Raw genomic sequence first — 19,208 nt, forward strand, 5'->3', positions numbered from 1 at the left:
TTTCTAATAAGATAATTTTTAAGTCGATTCAACTTTTAAGTATGAGTTTGAACAATGGTACTTTTGTTTATAAGCTAAAATAAAGCGCTTAACCACCATTTTACCTATAGAAAGGAAAGAAAATCGGTAACAAAATCATCGAAACAATAATTGAAATAATAATTAACGGGGCGCCAGCTTTTACATAATCTTTAAACTTATACCCCCCTAGACCATAGACCATTGTGTTTGCCGGCATTCCAATAGGTGTCGCATAAGCCATGGAACCACCAATTACTGTTGCCATTAAAACGGCCCTTGGATCTGCACCCATAGCACTAGCAATGGAAAGACTTATAGGAACGAGCAATGCAGTTGTCGCCGTATTCGACATAAAGTTTGTCATCATCGCCGAAAGTATTAAAATAACGAACAACAGAACGTAAGGAGATGAAGTGTTTCCTACAGCACCAATAATTGAATCGGCTATGACCGCCCCTGTTCCAGTTACATCTATAGCTTTAGCTAGTGCGAGAGAACCGACAAATAACATGATCGTATCCATATCTATTGACTTCATCGCATTACTTTTAGAAATAATCCGCATCGCTACTAATATTAATGCTCCTATCCACGCTGACACATAAAGCTTTATTCCAATTTGTTTTTCAAATACCATCGCCAAAATAGTTAATACGAGCACAATGAAGGACATATGCTGTTTCCATTTCGGTATGCTTGAATAATCGATTTGCTTATTGTAAATGGAATCTGAATCTAAAAGAGTATCTTCACCCCTTGGTAAAACCTTATGACCAAATAAACTGAAGTACAAAATACCTACAATAAGAATTGGTAAACCTGCTTTGGCATACTCAAAAAAGCCGAATTCTAATCCAATCTCTTGAAGCGCTGACTGAGCAATCATATTTCCAGGCGCACCAATTAAACTTAAGTTCCCTCCCATTGCAGCAGCCAACACAAGAGGTAACAATAATCTGGAACGCGAAAAACCGGATTTCGCTGCAATACCTATGACACACGGTATTAAAACTGCTGCTGTTCCAGTATTAGAAAGAAATCCAGACATTAATCCAGTAACGATCATCACAGCTATAATTAACTGTTTTTCTGTTTTAGCAAATTTAGTAACAACCTCTCCGACTTTTTGTGCCATACCCGTTTCAAAAAAAGCAGCACCAACAATAAACATCGCCATGAAAAGAAGAACATTTCCATCAACGAACCCAGCAAAAGCATCAGCAGGCTCAAGAACCCCGGAAACCGTAAGACCAACTGCAACGATCATTGCCGTGATAGATAAAGGGATTATTTCCCATACAAACATAACAATAGCAAATACTAGAAAAAATAAAGTGATAAACACCTCGCTCATCCAACATCCCCTTTCTCATTCTTTATTTTGAATATAGAAGACCTCTTCTTGATGCATATAGTAATCATTTACAAGCGCTTATTCTATCCAATTTTTTAAATCTTTATTTTCTCGTTTTAATTAGCACTTTTTGATATCGCCAAATAAAAAGTAAGCGCTAACAAAAAATAACCTAAATATTCAAATAATAAAATTAACCTTATAAGGCATAAACGCACAATATCCACAAAATTTCATTATCTTCAACAATATAAAAAAATACTTAGTAAAAACTTTATATTTTTTATTTTTAAAAATTTTTGTCTCATCACCATATTCTGTGATGTTCACACAATTCCGGTAATAAGTTAGCGAGATTGATACTCAATCTAGAGTAGCTCCTTCGTCAGCTTGCAGACCACTAAGTGGGTAGAATGGAAGAGGTCAAGCGCTTTCCTTGACGGATTCCATTCTACCAACTACAATGCGGAAAGCTGATGAAGGGCATGGTTAAGCAACCTGATTTTTATAAGTTTTACCTGTACATTCCAAAAATACACGTAGCCGAAATCTTTCAAGGTTTCTGAAGCCAAAAGCACGTCTTTTGATGTTCTTACTCTTATGGTTTGTACCTTCAATCCGGCCATTCGTAAAAGGTGTAAGAAAATATTGTAAAATTTGTGCCTTCCAATTTTCTATCGTCTTGGCAACTTGATGAAATGAAGGAAATGGGCTGCTCCATGCGAGTTGAATCCATTCTTCTAAGAGTGAATCAGCTGTATCATAGTCATTCACTTGGTATATTTCTCTAAAGAGTTCTTTTAGAAAATAGGCATATGACAATTCTGAATGCTCTTTGAGCATCTCGTCTAATTGTTGTTTTTCATTAGCCGTTAACTTTTCAGAACCTTTCAAGAGTTTAAACCGTCCCTTTTTTAGTCCAGGAGTTTTCTTTCTAACTTGGTCAAGTGCATGTGTCACCTTTTGCACCACATGATATTTATCAATGACGATACAGGCCTCTGGGAATATAGATTTAACAGCTTTATGGAAGGGATCCCACATATCCATAACAACGGTATGAACACATTTATGGTGTTAGTCTAAATTATGGACACACAGAATTGAGAAGTTTATAGTTAATATAATAATTCAAGGGAGTGTGGCCATAATGGCAAAGCGATTTGATAAAGAATTTAAAGAAGGAGCAGTAAAATTAGTTTTAGAAGGTGGAAAACAAATTACAGCAACGGCTAGACAACTAGATATTTCACCAAAAACCTTACATAGATGGGTGAGTGATTATAAAAAGGATCCAGTAAATAGTTTTGTTGGGAGTGGCAACTTAAAACCTGAGGATGCAGCTATGCGTGAATTAAATAAGCGTATAAAGGATTTGGAGGAAGAGAACGCAATCTTAAAAAAGGCTATGGGCATCTTCGCCAAAAACCAGAAGTAATATATGACTTCATTGAAAAACACCAACACGAGTTTCGTGTAGCGAAGATGTGCCAAGTATTAGGTGTTGCAAAAAGTGGATATTATGCTTGGAAAAAGCGTGAAAAGAGTCAACAAAAGAAACGAAAAGAAAAGCTAACAGCTAAGATTAAACGTGCACATTTAGAATCAAGAGGCCTATATGGTAGTCCTAAAATTACAAAGGTACTTAACGAACAAGGAACGAAGGTCTCACAAAAGACGGTCAGCCGTATTATGTGTGAGAACAATATTCGCTCAAAAACTATGAAAAAGTATAAAGCAACAACCAATTCGAAGCATAACTTGCCAGTTTATCCGAACTTATTAAATCAACAGTTTGAAGTAGACAAACCAGGTAAAGTGTGGGTTGGGGATATTACGTATATTTGGACTCGTGAAGGATGGCTGTATTTAGCTACGATAATGGACTTGTTTTCAAGGCGGATTATTGGTTGGTATATGAGTAAAAGAATGAACAAAGAGTTAGTAATAACAGCATTAGAACGAGCAATAAGAACTCAACCACCTAAGGAAGGGTTGGTCCATCATTCAGATCGCGGTAGCCAGTATGCATCTAAAGATTATCAAAAGTTATTACGTGAACATCATATCAAGACAAGTATGAGCAGAAAAGGAAATTGTTACGATAACGCTTGCATGGAATCGTTTCATAGCGTAATCAAGAAAGAACTTGTTTTTCTTCAAGACTATCAAACTCGTAAGCAAGCGGAACAAAGCATATTTGAATATATTGTGAGTTTTTATAATGATCAACGGATTCATTCTTCTAATAATTATATGTCTCCTATTGCGTATGAAAAACTCTATTACAGTAGGAATCAAGATATTACAACCTCTAGATAAGATTGCGAGTGAAACTCTCAATCTTATCTAGAGGCCACCAAGCGAAAGCGCGGTAGAGTTCAAAGTGAAAATCTTAATTTTTTGTGTCCATATTATTGACATAATACCATTATTAGACAGAATCTTCTTGGCAAGTAAGATCTGAGTTGAATGATAACTCCGTTGATGTTCCATACCAAGCACACTCCCGGATTGGGTATCCATAAGAACTGTTTCATATCGGTGACCCTTTCGGACAGCGATCTCATCAAGGCTAAGGATTAATTCATTGTTTTCTAAAACACTTTCAAGAGTTTCTAAATGCTCCTTCTCTTTTTCTTTAGCAACGGAATAAAATATTCTTTCAACGGTTGTATAAGGTATTTTTTCCTTTCGACTCACTTCTTGGATAGTAGAGCCAATGCACATTTCGTACAGATATTCTCTGTACCGATTGGTCTGATGCTTATTAGGACTGATAGATTCAAATGTTTGTGAAAATACCTCATTACAGTTGTGACAACGGTATCTATACACTCTGACAAATAAGAAAAGGGGCTTACCCAATACGGACAAGTCACGAACCTTTCTTGTCCGCCAGTCATGGACATGACTAGAAAAAAAACCGCAGTAAGAACAGCGTTCTTCTGTAGTATTTTTCTCGACATGTAACAAATTGCAATCTTCAAGAAACACTTGTTTAACAACTTCAAATTCTGGCAAATCTAGTGATACGGAAAACACTTTAGAACCTCCTGTTATGTTAAGTGACGCTAACATTATTGCCAGGAATTCGTGAGTGTTTTCCTTATTTTTTAGGTTAAATCACAAAATGTGGTGATGAATCAAATTTTTTATAAAGTTGATGGAGAAAATAAATTGTTGATAGATGAAGGAACTACTATTGTTTCTGAAGTAGACTCTGATAAGATTGAAGTGGAATCAGAAGAAGGTGAAAAGATTCTTATTGATACTAGTATAACAATAGTAGTAATTTGAAAAGCAACCGTGTTTTTGCAGTAAATTATTATTATACTGATGGTGGATCTTACGTAGCAGATGTTAGATATAGAGTGTTTTCTGACAGTAAGGCGACAGCAATTATGGCTGGGCAAAAACCTTACTATAAAGACACAAGAAAAAATAATTCTAATTTTATTAGATTTCAAGGACATGCAGATGGGTTAAGGGGTAAAGAGCTTGATTTGGTTACTTTTGGAGTAGCAAGTTTTGCAGATGATATAATAAAAGCGTTAAAAGCTGGTAATCTATTGAGTTGGCTTTAATTAAAAAAGTTGTTGGAGGTGCCGTTAAAGTAGGTCCATTCGGTGCTGCTTTAACATTATATCAATATGGGAAAGAGTGGTTAGGAGCTAGAGAGGATTATCGAAAAATCTAATTTTTAAGAGGGGCTGTCCGAATAGTGTAAATTACTCCTGAATTAAATTTAAAGGAGCCTAAGAAGATATTTAAAACCCGTGGTGCTAGATAAAATCAGACAAGCATAAAAAAAGCCCTTGCATGAGGATCTCCTTAAAATGAAAGTGCGACCAAACATTTAAAAGGAGAATTCACATGCAAGAGCACTTTCATTTTACAACAGATCGAGCCAAACTTCAAAAACAATATGTATCGATTTTGTGTTTTGTATCAGCTCAACTATCGAGTATCCAGATTCATCTTCAACGTCGAAATCTTCATTTGTTGAAACAGAAGGACGAGGTCATCATCGCCGTCCATGTCCTTGGAAAGTTGTTAGGCTTCACTTCCGAACGGGCTTGGCACCGGTTTGTGATCGGGAATTTGTTTTCCAAGGACTTGTTCCCTGAACGTTCTCGATACAACCGTCGCTGCCGAGCGCTTGGCTTTGCGATCAAGTGGATGCGGCACCAGCTGGCCAAGCGTGGACAACACCATGCGTATGCGGTCGTGGACAGTTTGCCGATCGAGCTGTGTCATTCAGCTCGAATGTATCGCGCCAAACGGTTTCGTGGAATTGCGGATATTGGCTATTGTGCTTCCAAAAGGATCACTTTCTATGGGTTGAAACTTCACCTGCAAGTCACCGACCAAGGGCTTCCGATGGGATATGTTGTCACCGAAGCGTCTTGTCACGACCGGGTGGCCGCTGAAACCGTCATGACGCAAATTCCACATCCATATAACCTAGGTGACAAAGGGTACATCAGCCAAAAACTGCAAAAGAAGCTGTACGAAGAGCATCAAGTCGCTTTTTGGACGCCCGTTCGAAAAAATCAGCGAATTCTCCAATCCGACGCATGGAAACAGTGGATGAAACGAAAACGCAAAGTGATTGAAACCGTGTTTTCGATTTTAGTCGATTCGTATCGGATCACCGAGATTCGAGCGAACTCGGTTTCTGGATTTGAAACGGCACTGGATGGTATTTTACTGGCTTACTCCCTTGTTGTTCTTGGGCTAGTTGAGCGTTAAGACTCAACTAGCACCACGGGTTGAAGAAATATTAATAACACTGAATCTTAATAACTGATCTGGCGTAACTTTGTTAACTATACATACTTCTTCATTTATTAGTTCCGCTAAAACAACTGTATTAGGAGATGACATTTTAAAGTTTACAATGCAATTATCAACCGATGCATCTTCAAAAATCTTATCATGGGAATTTATAATGAATACATCGCCTGTGTGTTCCAAGATATATCGACGTAATGTATCGTATTGACCAATTGTAAGGAAAGTATTTGGAATAATCATTGAGCAATATCCATTTTTTCTTAAAATTTTAAAACTCAGTTCTAAAAAAAGACCAAATGTATTTGCTTGATACTTGCAAAGAGGATATTTTGTTTCAAAATACCGTTTTTCAGATTCACTAAAAGCACCATCAGACGAATATATATATGGTGGATTAGCAATTACAACATCAAAACCAACGAAGTTACCTTCATCATCTAGAACTTCAGGAAATTCCATTCGCCATTCTAAGCCTTTACGGAACAGAGGATTTTGACGCGAATACTCCAAGTCAGCAATTGCTTCTTTAAGTTTCTTCTCAATTTCAGCAAATTCTTTACGTTGTTTTTTTACATCTTCATCCGAAGCAAACAAATTGGTTTGCCCAACTAGTGCTAATTTGCGATTTAATCGTTTTACACGCCGTGATTCAGGTGTTTCAATACTGGATAAGAACCGCTTTTTAATTTCATCGATCTGCTTCATCAAATCTTGTTTCTTCCGTTTGTCATTAGCACCCTTATATTCAGAAACAAGTTGTGTATAATTTTTCAATTCAGAAAACCGTTTATCTAAACTATCGTGAATGCCAAATTTATGAAGCAAGCTATTACCAACCTTGATATTAATATCAATATTAGGCAATGTGATTAATTGCTGTGTATTTGATTCTTCATCATGATAATAGTAAGAGCTTTTAAGTAATTCAATCCACAAACGTAGGCGACAAATATTAACAGAGTTAGGGTTAATATCTACACCAAATAGACAGTTTTCTATTAATTTTCTTTTTTCATGGAAAATTGCTTTTTGAATACGTTCAGATTCTGGATTTCCTTTTCTATAAGTAAAATTATCACCATTCATATCTTGAATGACTAATTCGTCATTCACAACTGTACAACGAATATCATTCATTGATCGCCCTTCAGTATCAATTAAGACTCTAAGTTCGCTTTTAATAGCGATAAGTTCATTCAACACTGAAACAAGAAAATGTCCTGATCCAACCGCAGGATCACAAATTTTAATAGTGTCTATAATTCCACTAATTTCTTTTGCTTCATCTAACGATGTAATTCTAAACTGAACCTCGTAAATATCTTTACAGTTCCAACCTTTGACCTCATTTATCTTATCAACCACAGCTTTTCTAATAATATATCTGCTCATATACATTGTGATGTGACCAGGTGTAAAGTATGAGCCATCCCTATAACCATTAATTTTTTCAAAGATTAATCCCAGCACTGCAGGGTCAAGTCCAAATTATTGTGTAATTCCCCTTTGATAGACAACATGGACCTGATGACTTGACGTATAGTAGGTAAGTCCGGCAAGTCTCCCTGCCAGTCGCCTTCCGGACAAAACATCATGTTGTCAAGGAACAGGCGTGTCAAGGAGCTTTCGCGGCATATCCTCGCTTCGCTCCGGTATTCCACGTTCTCCTTGACACGGCATAGAGGTTATCCCACTCTCTTGATCGCCGGAGCCTCCTGATTCACCGATCGAGCTTCTTGCTCTTTCGTTTTCCGCCACTGCCAATATTCGGACATATCTAAGTATTTACGTCCCGACATCCATTTCTCATCGATTTCGATCAACACGGCACCAACGAGGCGATACACCGATTCCCGGTTCGGAAAGATGCGGATGACCCGTTCTCTGCGGCGAATTTCTTCGTTCAGCCGTTCCACTCCGTTTGTCGTACGCAGACGCCGACGATAACGGTCCGGATAGTCCAATACGGCGGTGGCGTCTTCGAATCCCTCTTCGAGGATTTGCATGGCTTTTGGGGCTTTTTCTTCCCATTTGGCCAGCACTTGTTCCAATAACAGCCGGGCCGTTTGCTTACATGAAGAATCCCACGAATCTCCTCGAGCAAGGCATCCTGCATATACTTTGGTGCGGCATCGAGGATATTGCGAATAAAATGTGTCTGGCATCGTTGCCATGTAGCGCCTTGGAAATGCTTTTCAATGGCTTGCACCAGCCCGCCGTGCTGATCCGAGATGATCAAGTCCACTCCCCGGAGTCCCCGGTCTTTCAGCCATCCGAAGAACTCGCTCCAGCTGGACTCCGATTCACTGTTTCCGATTTGCAGGCCAAGAATTTCTCGATATCCTTCCTCATTCACTCCTGTAGCGATCAACACGGCTCTGGAGCGTAATCGTCCATCCTCCCGGACTTTCGTATAAATAGCATCTACTAGCACAAACGGATACACGTGTTCATGAAGGGAACGGTAATTCCAGTCTTGGATAATCGGATCCAGTCCCTTGCACAGCGAGGAGACCGTCGACTTGGAAAACGAAGTGCCGCATAATTCCTCCGTGATTTGAGTGATTTTTCGGGTAGACACCCCGTTTACCACCATTTCCATTAGTGCCAGTACCAGTGCTTGTTCGCTCCGTTGATACCGTTAGAACAGTTCCGTAGAGAACTCCCCATCTCTTGTCCGTGGAACGCGCAAGGTCAACCGTCCCACCCGGGTCGTCAGCTGGTGTGGATACGAACCGTTTCGATAGCCTTTTCGTTCTTCCGTTCGTTCATAACGGCGAGCTCCCAGCTGTTCTTCTACTTGCGCCTCGAGGATTTGATTGAGGACTTGTTCCAATAGCTTAGCTAATCCTTCATCTCTGGTGAATAACCCGTGCAAAAGTTCATCATTTAGGGTAATATGATATTGAGCCATGGTTGCATTCCTCCTTATGTTTAGTGTTTTTGGTCCACTGTTTATACTACCAAAGGGGAAGCAACATGGCTCTTTTTCTATTTCCCTTTTTACACAATTATATGGACTTAACTCCCCAAAAGTTTTTTATAAATTCTATCAGGAACTATTTAAAATCATTAGCATTGCATAAATATAGTTAGAATTTTCTGTTAATTAATTTTTGTGAATTTGTGCCAAAAAGACAAAACCTAAAGAAAGGTGGCACTGCCCATTTGGTAAATATATACAGTTAAACCAGAGCGACAACGACAAAAGGGAGATTATGGACTGGCTCGCCCATCAAATTTTCGCAACCAAACATAAGCTGGTTTCCACAGAGCTCTCTTTAACCAACGAGTAATTCGAAGTAGGGATTTCTTACTTTTCATCTCCAATTGAATGAGAACATGTAAGCAATACGTGATAAGGGCTAAGAAAATTTGATTTTGAATAGCTGTTTCACTCATTCCATAAAAGTGCTTAATTTCTACGTGTTGCTTGAGCCATTTGAAAAAGAGTTCAATAGCCCAGCGAGATCGGTAAATATCACTTATCTCTTCTGGTTTTAAATCAAATCGGTTGGTGATGAAACGAAGTAAGTTCCCTTTTGTGTCCATAACTTCTAGTAGACGATAGACATTTTCAGTACGATTTTGTGTGGTACCAATGTAGACCATTTTATCGGATAGAACGTGACAATCATCAGGAAGTGAAAATGTATAGACTTCACGAATGACTGCGTTTTTCTTCAGTCTTGAAACGAAGAAATAGCCATCATCTGTCATCCGGTCAAAACGTTCATAGTCCACATAACCGCGGTCAAACACATACATGGCTTCTTGATCATCCACTAGGACTTCGAGTTGATTTCGGTCATGTTCTTTTGCTGTCGTAATCACTGCTTTTTCAGGATAGACGGTGTCTTTATCCATGAAAACGAGCCGTAAGTGTAGCTTTACACCAGCTTTTGTTTTACGGAATTTTGCCCATTTATAATGGGTCAAATTCAACGGGAGTGTACTTGAATCAATGATTTTCAGTGGCATATTCTTTCCGTTTTGATAATGGTGCCGTTGAATTTTCCAAACAAGATCCAAGAACAAATTTGCAAGAATTAGTGGGTGGATCTGATTGTTTTTTCGGGATAGCTGAGAGGCACTTATCGATTCAAATCCGAGTGCTTTTTGAAGATCTTCGTCTACAAGTGCATCACTCATTTCCTCTAAGCTCGTAAATTCGAGCAGCTGGGCTACCAATAAAAGTTTAATATAGGCTTCTGTTGTCAGCTTTTTTGTGTAATAGTCCTGTTTCAATTCTTTGACTTGTTCGCTAAGTTTTTGAATATTTATGGGTGAAACCCATTTACCAAATGATGAAATTAGTGTATTCTTGTCCATAATGGTTATCCTTTACGATTGGATTTGGACAGGAACCACCTGTACTTCCATTGTAAAGGATTTTTTTGTTTCGAAATCAATAAAAAATTGAACATTCTTAGTATTTTGAATCATCAGATTTAATTAGTGCAATGCTAGTGATACTTTATAAAAGCTAGATTTAGGTACATTTTTTGACATACAAAATTCTGTATTTTTCGACAAATTTCGCTTCTTTTGTACGAAAAAACCCCCCTTCAATGAATAAATTAATCCATTCAATTGAAGGGGGAATGCTTTTGACCTATTTAATAGAATACGGGTATGAGCGGTGGTCGTTTAGAATCACTCGCCCGTATATTTTCCAATTGATTTTAATAGGCCCCTAAAGTGTGAGCAGAGGCTTATGATTATTTGAAATGAATTAAGAAATATTTCTTTTTGCCCCGGCGGATCACAGCAAATTGACCTTCGATGGTGTCTTTTTCAGACACAATATAATCAAGCTCCTGCACCCGTTCGCCGTTAATGTAAATCGCACCGTTTCCGATGTCTTCTCTTGCCTGCCGTTTCGATGGAGAAATTTTCGCCTGAACCAATAAATCGACTAATCCGATTTCATTTTCGGTCGTTTCATACGAAGGCACATCTTTAAAGCCTTGTTTTATTTCTTCTGCTGTTAAAGCTTTTATATTGCCGCTGAACAGCGCTTCGGAAATTTTGACTGCCTGTTTGAGTGCTTCTTCGCCATGGACAAGTTTTGTCACTTCTTCCGCTAACGCTTTTTGCGCAGACCGTTTTTCAGGAGCATTTTTCACTTCTTCTGCCAATTGTTCAATTTCTTCTTTTGATAAGAAAGTAAAATATTTTAAATATTTGATGACATCCCGGTCATCGGTATTGATCCAAAATTGATAAAATTCGTAAGGCGATGTTTTTTCTTTATCGAGCCAGATGGCTCCTCCTTCCGTTTTGCCGAATTTTGTGCCGTCGGCTTTCGTGACGAGCTGGAGTGTAAGACCGTATGCTTTCGCATTTTCTTCCGTTTTTCGAATTAGTTCAAGTCCTGACGTAATATTTCCCCATTGGTCGCTTCCGCCGATTTGCAAGCGGCAATCATAGGTTTGGTACAGCTTTAAAAAATCGTACGATTGCAAAATCATGTAGCTGAATTCCGTAAAGGAAATGCCCGTTTCAATTCTTGACTGCACGGTTTCTTTCGCCAGCATATGGTTTATGCCAAAGCTTTTGCCGATATCGCGCAAAAATGTGATGACATCCAATGGCCCGATCCAATCGTAGTTGTTGGCCAAAATGGCCGGATTCCCTTCTTTTTCAAAATCCAAAAAGCGGGAAAGCTGTTCCTTAATGCGTTCTGACCACTGCTTCACCGTTTCTTTTTCATTTAATGTTCTTTCCTGTTTTTTTCCGCTTGGATCGCCGATCAAGCCTGTTGCGCCGCCAACAAGAGCAATCGGTTGATGACCTGCCTCTTGAAATCTTTTTAACGTTAAAATCGGCAGCAAATGCCCGATATGAAGGCTGTCTGCCGTCGGGTCAAAACCGCAGTACAGCTTCACCTGTTCCTCTGACAACAATTTATCTAATCCTTCTTCATCCGTTACTTGATTAATGAGTCCGCGATATTTTAAATCTTCTAGCAAAGCATTCATCAAACCCACTCCTTTTCAAATTTTATCCAAATAAAAAACGCCCCTTCATGAAGGGACGTATAATTACGCGGTACCACCCTGCTTAAGAACATTTGCATGTTCTTCACTCATTCTGATAACGGCTAAAAACCGTCCTTTGCTACTTCACTTTCACAAAGAATGCTCATGGAGGTAATTCACAAAGCATTTATGTGCTGATTCGCACCGGCCATCAGCTCTCTGAAACAGGGAAATGCCTGCTACTTTCTCCAATCAACGCTCAAGTATTTTTTTCATTAATAAACATTTTTAGCATAATTGACATCCTTTGTCAACTAAGATTAGAACAGAGGGCGTCAACCGGAGAAAAAAATATGCTATAATAAACTAGATTTTGTAGAGGGATGATGAAAAATGGAGAAATGGTACGAATTTTTTAGGAAGGTAAGCTCCTTTTATCATAAGCACCAGCAAAAAATGGTCATTGCCTATAACGTAACATGGAACTTATTTCTTTTACTATTGGTTATCGGTTTAATAGGCTTCTCCTTTATCGGAGGATTAGGAGCTGGTTATTTTGCATCGCTTGTAAAAGATGAGCCGATCCGTTCCGAAAAAGAATTGGAAAAAGACATTTACGATTATTCTGAAACAACGAAAGTGTACTTTGCAGACAATGTCTATTTAGGGAAAATTCGCACAGATCTTGAACGTGAAAAAATCAAAATTGATCAAATTTCCGAGCATTTAAAACATGCAATTGTTGCAGTGGAGGACGAATATTTTTACGAGCATAAAGGGATTGTCCCAAAGGCGATCATGCGGGCGATTTTCCAGGAGTTCTCAAACTCTCCTGTCAGAACCGGCGGAAGCACCCTCACACAGCAATTAATTAAAAACCAAATATTGACCAACGAAGTGTCATTTGAAAGAAAAGCAAAAGAAATCCTGCTAGCATTGAGATTAGAAAAATATTTTACGAAAGATCAAATATTAGAAGCCTATTTAAATGTATCATCATTTGGACGAAACAGCTCCGGAAGAAACATTGCAGGCGTGCAGGCTGCAGCGCAGGGGATTTTTGGCATAGATGCGAAAGACTTATCGATACCGCAGGCAGCTTTTATCGCTGGTCTCCCTCAAAATCCTTTTGCTTATACCCCGTTCACAAAGGACGGAGAAGTAAAAGAAGATTTACAGCCTGGTATAAACCGAATGAAAACCGTCCTAAGAAAAATGTTTGCAGAAGGATATATTACAAAAAAAGAATATGAAGAAGCACTTAAGTTTGATTTAAAGGCTCATTTAGCCAAAAAGAAAAAACCTGATATTGAGCAATATCCTTGGATTATATACGAAGTTGAAAAAAGAGTGAAGGATATACTGGCTGAGCAGCTGGCGAAAAAAGACGGTCACAAGCTGGAGGATCTCCGAAAAAATAATAAAGAGCTGTTTAATCGATACATGGCGCTGGCCGATCAAGACATGAGACAAAACGGCTACAACATTCATACGACCATTAACAAGAAAATTTATGACAAAATGCAAGAGGTTGTCAAAAACTACGAGTATTACGGAAGTCCAAAGCTTGAAAAGAAAAAAGATCCTGAAACAGGCAAGACCGTAACCATCGAGGAACCGGTTGAAGTCGGCGCTGTTTTAATCGAAAACAAAACTGGAAAAATTATCTCCTTTGTTGGCGGCCGTGATCATAACAGGGAGCAGACAAACCATGCTACAAGAGCATTAAGACCAAACGGTTCAACAATGAAACCGCTCGCTGTCTATGCACCCGCGATGGAAATGGGCATCGTCCAGCCGGGAACTGTTGTGGCAGATCTTCCATTTTCAATCGGGAAATATCAGCCGAAAAACTATGGAGGCGGCTATCACGGATTAACAAGTATTCGAACAGCATTGAAACATTCATATAACATTCCGGCGGTAAAAACCTATGCAAAAATTATTTCGCAAAATCCGGTATCCTATTTAGAAAAAATGGGATTTAGTTCACTTGCTCAAGAAGATTACAGTTCATTCTCCCTCGCTCTTGGGGCAATGACTTACGGAGTAACCGTGGAGGAAAACGTAAACGCCTTCGCAACATTTGCCAATAACGGTGAATTTGTCGACGCCTACATGATTGAAAAAATTGAAACACAAGACGGAAAAGTTATATATCAACATAACAGCAAGAAAGAGAAGGTCTTTTCCCCTCAAACAGCCTATTTAATGATTGATATGATGCGGGATGTCATTCAAAGCGGAACGGCTTCCTCTTTAAAAAGGTATCTATCATTTCAATCTGATTGGGCTGGAAAAACAGGAACTGGGCAGGATTATCGGGATGCATGGTTTGTTGCTGTAAATCCTAATGTATCCTTCGGCACATGGATCGGTTATGACACGCCGAAAAGGCTGGAAACGACCTACAAAGGTTTGACCTACAGCAATAGAAATATATTGCTTTGGGCAAAATTAATAAACGCCGCATACAGCGTCAAACCTGACTTAATAGATCCTAACACTTCCTTTAAAATGCCTAAAGGAATTGTTTCAAGATCGTATTGCGCCCTCTCTGGGGATCTGCCTTCTGAATTATGCAAGAAAGCTGGACTCGTTCAAACTGACTTGTATAACGCTAAATTTCTGCCGAATAAAGTGGATAAAAGCTTGGCGTACGGCAAATTTGTTTTAGTAGACAACGTAGCCTATCAAGTGCCGGCAAATGCACCGGCTGAATTCGTCCAGGAAGGGCCTCTGCTGAAAAAAGAAGTATTGAATAATCTTGGGATTTCAGACGTGTCCCAATTGACTAAACTTCTTCCTAGCGGAGTTAATTTAGAGGCTTTGACGTTGACCGGCAATAGGGTTCTTCAGGATAATGGCAAAGCTCCTTCTAAAGTGCCCGCTGTAAAGCTTAGCGGAACAACATTATCCTGGAGCAAAAGCGGTGAATATGATGTTATCGGGTACAGAGTTTATGCAGCTCCATCTAATTCAAATAGTTTCAAAAAAATTGCCAGCATACCTGCAAAAAATAACTTAAGCATCTCAGTCGGAAAATCTCCTGCCTCCTATTACGTCGTTGCAGTTGATGTGGCAGGAAAAGCGTCTCCTCCTTCAGCCATTGTAAAAACGGAGCAATCTGGAAAAACAGAGCCGCAGCAAAAACCGAAGCAGACGGCAAATGCAAGACAATAGGCGAATGGAAAAGATGCATTAAACGATCAATAAAGTAGACGAAACAGAAAAAACAGCCCAGCAAAACTTGCTTTCACCCAATAAATATTTTAAAAAGGACCGCACGTGGTCCTTTTTATCTTTTACTGGCTAGTGTGACGGCAGCTTTTTTAAGAAAACATAGCTTACTTTATTGTATCGCATTTTTTCTTCATAGAAGCGGTGTGCGTCAACGCGCTGCAAGCCGGAAGATAAAGAAACAATATTATAGCCATTTTCTACAGCATATTGATGAACATACGTTAAAAGCTTTTCACCGTATCCTTTTGATCGTTCTTCAGGCAATGTCACTAAATCACAAACCCAAATGAAACGCCCGTAGTATAAAGTGATCATTGGCATAAATCCGGTGATGGCAACCATTTTATTATGATGGTAAAGAGCAACTAATTGATATCCTTCCTTTTGTTTAGCTTCAAGCACCAATTCAAGAAATGATTGTTCATCAAGATGAGTCCGCAAATGTTTCATCACTGAAAATCCTTCTAAAATTTCCTCTTTCGTTCGCAATTCTTTCAATAAAAGGGATGATTCCATAAGCTTCTCTCCTATTTCCATTTTTAGCGTTTATTTTATCAATCTATTATTAATGCCAATAACAAAGCCGCAAGCCTATTTACTAGACTTACGGCTTCTATTATTTTTAATCTTCCAACGTCGACAAGTCACCTGTTGGCAAGTTAAGCTCCCATGCTTTCAACACGCGGCGCATAATTTTCCCGCTTCGAGTTTTCGGCAGTTTTTCGCAAAATTCTATTTCCCGTGGCGCTGCATGTGCTGCCAGCCCTTTTTTAACAAACTGGCGAATATCCTCTTTCAAATCTTCTGATGCTTCATAGCCGCTGCGCAATGCAACGAACGCTTTAATAATTTCTCCTCGAACAGGGTCCGGCTTGCCGATAACTCCAGCTTCCGCTACGGCAGGATGTTCAACAAGCTTGCTTTCTACTTCGAACGGTCCGACCCGTTCGCCGGAAGTCATAATGACGTCATCAACCCGTCCCTGGAACCAAAAATATCCATCTTCATCCATATAAGCGGAGTCTCCAGATACATACCAGTCGCCGATAAAATAAGATTCATATTTTTCAGGATTATTCCAAATTGCTTGCATCATGGAAGGCCAGCCTTTTTTAATTGCTAGATTCCCCATTCGGTTTGGAGGCAATTCATTTCCATGATCGTCAATAATTGCTGCTTTTACGCCGGGGATCGGCTTGCCCATTGATCCAGGCCGGATATCCATACACGGATAGTTGCAAATAAGATGCCCGCCTGTTTCCGTCATCCACCAAGTATCATGAATGCGCTTATTAAATACTTTCATTCCCCAGCGAATAACTTCAGGATTTAAAGGTTCTCCGACACTTAAAATATGGCGCAGAGAGCTTAAATTATATTTTTTCACCAATTCGTCTCCTGCACTCATCAGCATCCGAAACGCTGTTGGAGCGCTGTACCAGACAGTGACACCGTATTTTTCGATTGTTTCATACCAATAATCAGGGCTGAATCTGCCTCCAACAATAACATTTGTAACACCTAGGAGCCACGGACCAAAAATACCATAAACTGTTCCGGTCACCCATCCAGGGTCTGCCGTACACCAATAAATATCTTCTTCCTTCAAGTCAAGAACCCATTTTGCTGTTTGATAATGCTGAATCATCGCATTATGGACATGGAGAACGCCTTTCGGTTTTCCTGTTGATCCGGAAGTATAATGCAAAAGAAGTCCGTCTCTCCGATCCACCCATTCAATTTCCAAATCTTTGCTTGCATTTTCAAAATGAGCAAAGAAATCGATTATTTTTCCTTCTTCTTTTACATCTTCTCCAACAACCACCACATGTTTGAGCGCAGGCAATTCATCAATTGGAACTCTTGGCAGCAGCTCTTTTGTTGTTACAATCACTTTTGCTTCACTATCTTCCAAACGATCCTTTACCGCGCTCTCCATAAACGCTTCAAATAAAGGACCTACAATAGCTCCCAGTTTAATTGCGCCCAAAATGACAAAATAAAGCTCTGGACTTCTAGGCATAAATACGAAAACCCGATCACCTTTTTGAAGGTCGGTATGCTGTTTTAAAACATTCGCAGCTTTATTGGAGAGCTCTTTCATCTCTTCAAACGTATACTTTTCGTCACGATTCGCATCGCGATAATAAAGTGCGACTTTATTTTTTTTGGGCCCATCTGCATGACGGTCAATCGCCTCATAAGCCGCATTGATTTTCCCAGTTTTACTCCATGAAAAATTCTCCTCTACTTCTTTCCAGTCAAAGCTCGCATATGCTTCCTCATAGTTTGCTAAGTTGTAGTTCCCTTTTATTGCTGGTAGCGCTTCCACTTTCATCGAAGTACCCCCCTAAAAATTAGTATATTTGTTTATCATTATATAACTTTTTATTCCATTTCGCAATTTTGTAAAAATTTTTTACAAAACAAATCCGATTATGTTCGACAATTCCTGTATAATATGAATAGGTTATTAGATTGGTAGGCGGTGTAATGAATGGAACATAAAAAAACATATCATGCCAAAGAAATTGAAACTCCAAATGGAACGGTGATTGTCGAAGGGCCAATTCCCCCCGATAAACTGGCAGGCTATAAATTTCATGAGGATTTAACAGCTTTCCGTCCTGCACCAAGGCAGCACAAAGCGCTTGTAGAAATTGCCAAGCTTCCTGAAGGACGGATTATTATTGCCAGAAAAGACGAAACAATCATCGGGTACGTTACATTTTTATACCCTGATCCTCTAGAACGATGGTCTGAAGGAAAGATGGAAAATTTAATTGAGCTAGGAGCCATTGAAGTGATTCCAGAATTTCGCGGATGTGAAATTGGAAAAAATTTATTGATTGTTTCGATGATGGATGATGCAATGGAAGATTACATCATTATTACAACGGAATATTATTGGCATTGGGATTTAAAGGGAACTGGCTTAAATGTTTGGGAGTATAGAAAAATGATGGAAAAAATGATGAATGCAGGCGGTCTTGAATGGTATGCAACAGATGATCCAGAAATTTGCTCTCATCCTGCAAACTGTCTAATGGTTCGTATTGGAAAAAGGGTAGATAACGAATCGATTCAGAAATTCGACCAATTAAGGTTTACAAACAGATTTTTGTATTAATCGCCATGCTATTCTTGGAAAGGGGATGGATAACATGATTATTGAAAAAATCATGCAAAAAAACGTACTCACGCTTTCTCCGGATCACTCGATCCAAGATGCTTTAAACTTAATTAAAAAAGCTAGAATCAAGCATATTCCGATCATCAGCGAAGAGAATACCCTTATTGGCATTATATCAGACAGAGATATTCGCGATGCTGCTCCCTCTATATTAAGTAAAAATGAAAAATTGGATGCGCTTTTAAACAAGCCAGTTAAAAACATTATGAAAACCGATGTCATAACCGGACACCCTCTTGATTTTGTTGAAGATGCTGCTACGATTTTTTATGAGCATAAAATCAGCTGCCTCCCCATTACTACAAATGGAAAGCTTGTCGGAATTATTACCAAAACAGATGTTTTGAATACGTTTGTAAAGTTGACTGGAGCCCATCAGCCCAGCTCCCGCATTGAAGTAAGAGTTCCCAATATAACCGGAATGCTTTCAGAAGTCGCAACAGTATTTCATAAAGGAAAAGTAAACATTTCCAGCGTTTTTGTGTATCCGGAAGAAAACGAAAAATTCAAAACACTAGTTTTTCGGGTGCAGACGATGAATCCAATGGGGCTTATTACTGAGCTTGAGAAAAAAGGTTATACCGTTGTATGGCCTCATATGTTGGGGGAATAA

The 19,208-nt window shown here is 39.0% G+C and carries 14 protein-coding genes, 2 pseudogenes and 1 other annotated feature; of the genes and pseudogenes, 7 read left to right on the forward strand and 9 right to left on the reverse strand.

Features of this window, described 5'->3' with window-relative positions:
* Positions 1-100: 100 nt before the first annotated feature.
* Positions 101-1,375 carry an SLC13 family permease gene (locus NST97_RS08295; RefSeq protein ID WP_340734132.1) on the reverse strand — a complete coding sequence of 425 codons (1,275 nt, stop codon included), beginning with the start codon at positions 1,373-1,375 and terminating at the stop codon, positions 101-103.
* A 489-nt stretch (positions 1,376-1,864) separates the two neighbouring features.
* Positions 1,865-2,440, reverse strand: a pseudogene (locus tag NST97_RS08300) (ISL3 family transposase); the annotation flags it as partial.
* 85 nt (positions 2,441-2,525) lie between these two features.
* Here NST97_RS08300 and NST97_RS08305 point away from each other — a divergent pair.
* Positions 2,526-3,697 (forward strand): IS3 family transposase gene (locus tag NST97_RS08305; protein WP_249026639.1). Its coding sequence is split into 2 segments (ribosomal slippage): positions 2,526-2,784 and positions 2,784-3,697, totalling 1,173 coding nucleotides; the frame shifts between segments, so codons are not numbered across the junction.
* Between the two features lie 27 nt (positions 3,698-3,724).
* Here NST97_RS08305 and NST97_RS08310 read toward each other — a convergent pair.
* Positions 3,725-4,420: a transposase family protein gene (locus tag NST97_RS08310; protein WP_341343102.1), complete on the reverse strand. Its 696-nt coding sequence runs from the start codon at positions 4,418-4,420 to the stop codon at positions 3,725-3,727.
* Between the two features lie 96 nt (positions 4,421-4,516).
* On the opposite strand from NST97_RS08310, the gene NST97_RS08315 reads away from it, so the two are divergent.
* The 3 genes from NST97_RS08315 to NST97_RS08325 all read left to right on the forward strand — a co-directional run bounded on the left by NST97_RS08315 (position 4,517) and on the right by NST97_RS08325 (position 6,130).
* Positions 4,517-4,675, forward strand: a complete 159-nt coding sequence (locus NST97_RS08315) for a hypothetical protein (RefSeq protein ID WP_340734134.1) — start codon at positions 4,517-4,519, stop codon at positions 4,673-4,675.
* A 104-nt stretch (positions 4,676-4,779) separates the two neighbouring features.
* Entirely contained in the window at positions 4,780-4,962 is a 183-nt protein-coding gene (locus NST97_RS08320; protein ID WP_340734135.1) for a hypothetical protein, read from the forward strand.
* Positions 4,963-5,251: 289 nt separating this feature from the next.
* The gene (locus NST97_RS08325; RefSeq protein WP_094246354.1) at positions 5,252-6,130 is read left to right on the forward strand and encodes an IS982-like element ISGth1 family transposase; all 879 of its coding nucleotides are present in this window, start codon (positions 5,252-5,254) and stop codon (positions 6,128-6,130) included.
* 3 nt (positions 6,131-6,133) lie between these two features.
* Here the strand turns inward: NST97_RS08325 and NST97_RS08330 are convergent, their stop codons facing one another.
* The 4 genes and pseudogenes from NST97_RS08330 to tyrS all read right to left on the reverse strand — a co-directional run bounded on the left by NST97_RS08330 (position 6,134) and on the right by tyrS (position 12,159).
* Positions 6,134-7,645 carry an Eco57I restriction-modification methylase domain-containing protein gene (locus tag NST97_RS08330; protein WP_340734136.1) on the reverse strand — a complete coding sequence of 504 codons (1,512 nt, stop codon included), beginning with the start codon at positions 7,643-7,645 and terminating at the stop codon, positions 6,134-6,136.
* A gap of 215 nt (positions 7,646-7,860) precedes the next feature.
* Positions 7,861-9,089 (reverse strand): annotated as a pseudogene (locus NST97_RS08335) (IS256 family transposase).
* A 302-nt stretch (positions 9,090-9,391) separates the two neighbouring features.
* On the reverse strand, positions 9,392-10,507 hold the full coding sequence (locus NST97_RS08340; protein ID WP_341343103.1) for an IS4 family transposase: 1,116 nt from the start codon (positions 10,505-10,507) through the stop codon (positions 9,392-9,394).
* Positions 10,508-10,896: 389 nt separating this feature from the next.
* On the reverse strand, positions 10,897-12,159 hold the full coding sequence (gene tyrS, locus NST97_RS08345; RefSeq protein WP_311066402.1) for a tyrosine--tRNA ligase: 1,263 nt from the start codon (positions 12,157-12,159) through the stop codon (positions 10,897-10,899).
* Between the two features lie 48 nt (positions 12,160-12,207).
* Positions 12,208-12,424, reverse strand: a binding site (T-box leader).
* A 128-nt stretch (positions 12,425-12,552) separates the two neighbouring features.
* On the opposite strand from tyrS, the gene NST97_RS08350 reads away from it, so the two are divergent.
* Entirely contained in the window at positions 12,553-15,342 is a 2,790-nt protein-coding gene (locus tag NST97_RS08350; RefSeq protein WP_341343104.1) for a transglycosylase domain-containing protein, read from the forward strand.
* Positions 15,343-15,471: 129 nt separating this feature from the next.
* Here the strand turns inward: NST97_RS08350 and NST97_RS08355 are convergent, their stop codons facing one another.
* Together NST97_RS08355 and acsA are read right to left on the reverse strand one after the other, a co-directional pair.
* Positions 15,472-15,918: a GNAT family N-acetyltransferase gene (locus tag NST97_RS08355; RefSeq protein ID WP_340788173.1), complete on the reverse strand. Its 447-nt coding sequence runs from the start codon at positions 15,916-15,918 to the stop codon at positions 15,472-15,474.
* Between the two features lie 106 nt (positions 15,919-16,024).
* The gene (acsA, locus tag NST97_RS08360; RefSeq protein WP_341343105.1) at positions 16,025-17,740 is read right to left on the reverse strand and encodes an acetate--CoA ligase; all 1,716 of its coding nucleotides are present in this window, start codon (positions 17,738-17,740) and stop codon (positions 16,025-16,027) included.
* Between the two features lie 159 nt (positions 17,741-17,899).
* On the opposite strand from acsA, the gene NST97_RS08365 reads away from it, so the two are divergent.
* Positions 17,900-18,532 carry a GNAT family N-acetyltransferase gene (locus NST97_RS08365; protein ID WP_066248879.1) on the forward strand — a complete coding sequence of 211 codons (633 nt, stop codon included), beginning with the start codon at positions 17,900-17,902 and terminating at the stop codon, positions 18,530-18,532.
* Positions 18,533-18,566: 34 nt separating this feature from the next.
* Positions 18,567-19,208: an acetoin utilization AcuB family protein gene (locus NST97_RS08370; protein ID WP_144597132.1), complete on the forward strand. Its 642-nt coding sequence runs from the start codon at positions 18,567-18,569 to the stop codon at positions 19,206-19,208.

The sequence above is a fragment of the Aeribacillus sp. FSL K6-1305 genome, assembly GCF_038050115.1.
Classification (GTDB): domain Bacteria; phylum Bacillota; class Bacilli; order Bacillales; family Aeribacillaceae; genus Aeribacillus; species Aeribacillus composti.

Excerpts from the sequence above, each read along its gene's own strand:
- tyrS (WP_311066402.1), bottom strand. The coding sequence starts at position 12,159 with ATGAATGCTTTGCTAGAAGATTTAAAATATCGCGGACTCATTAATCAA.
- NST97_RS08370 (WP_144597132.1), top strand. The coding sequence starts at position 18,567 with ATGATTATTGAAAAAATCATGCAAAAAAACGTACTCACGCTTTCTCCG.
- NST97_RS08295 (WP_340734132.1), bottom strand. The coding sequence starts at position 1,375 with ATGAGCGAGGTGTTTATCACTTTATTTTTTCTAGTATTTGCTATTGTT.
- NST97_RS08320 (WP_340734135.1), top strand. The coding sequence starts at position 4,780 with ATGGCTGGGCAAAAACCTTACTATAAAGACACAAGAAAAAATAATTCT.
- NST97_RS08340 (WP_341343103.1), bottom strand. The coding sequence starts at position 10,507 with ATGGACAAGAATACACTAATTTCATCATTTGGTAAATGGGTTTCACCC.
- NST97_RS08315 (WP_340734134.1), top strand. The coding sequence starts at position 4,517 with ATGAATCAAATTTTTTATAAAGTTGATGGAGAAAATAAATTGTTGATA.
- acsA (WP_341343105.1), bottom strand. The coding sequence starts at position 17,740 with ATGAAAGTGGAAGCGCTACCAGCAATAAAAGGGAACTACAACTTAGCA.
- NST97_RS08350 (WP_341343104.1), top strand. The coding sequence starts at position 12,553 with ATGGAGAAATGGTACGAATTTTTTAGGAAGGTAAGCTCCTTTTATCAT.
- NST97_RS08365 (WP_066248879.1), top strand. The coding sequence starts at position 17,900 with ATGGAACATAAAAAAACATATCATGCCAAAGAAATTGAAACTCCAAAT.
- NST97_RS08325 (WP_094246354.1), top strand. The coding sequence starts at position 5,252 with ATGCAAGAGCACTTTCATTTTACAACAGATCGAGCCAAACTTCAAAAA.
- NST97_RS08355 (WP_340788173.1), bottom strand. The coding sequence starts at position 15,918 with ATGGAATCATCCCTTTTATTGAAAGAATTGCGAACGAAAGAGGAAATT.